Below are 482 nucleotides of genomic sequence, written 5' to 3'. Positions count from 1 at the left end.
GCGCGGCTTCGGGCGCGGCCTGCACGGGCGCGGGCGCCGGCGCGGCCACGACGGGCGGCGCGGGCAGCTCGCCGCCGGCTTCCAGCGCGAGCTGGCGCAGCACCGCGCAGATCGCGGCCACCATCTCGGGTTCCGGCTCGGCGCCGGCCCGGTATGCACTCAATTGTTTTTGCAACACGTCCTTGGTCTCCAGAAAGGCATCCATCATCTTGGTATTGAGTTTGAGCTCGCCGTGGCGCGCCCGGTCCAGCAGGTTTTCCAGCAGGTGGGTGGTGTCGGTCAGCGCAACAAAACCGAAGGTGGCCGCGCCGCCCTTGATCGAGTGCGCGGCGCGGAACACCGCGTTGAGGTGTTCGCCGTCGGGCGCGTCCAGGTCCAGGCCCAGGAAGAGCTGCTCCATCTCGGCCAGCAACTCGTCGGCTTCTTCAAAAAATGTCTGGTAGAACTGGGTGATGTCCATAGGGGAAGGGTTTCTCTTGTTG

General features: G+C 66.2%; 1 protein-coding gene. It reads right to left on the bottom strand.

What is annotated here, in order from left to right:
- Positions 1-460: Hpt domain-containing protein (locus AC1D0P_RS28825; protein WP_477679862.1), on the bottom strand; the 460-nt coding region annotated here is incomplete at its 3' end.
- Between the last annotated feature and the right edge of the window lie 22 nt (positions 461-482).

The organism is Polaromonas sp. P1_G2, assembly GCF_056405515.1.
The sequence above is the reverse complement of the archived record's forward strand: the minus strand, read 5'-3'. Positions and strand labels throughout refer to the sequence as shown.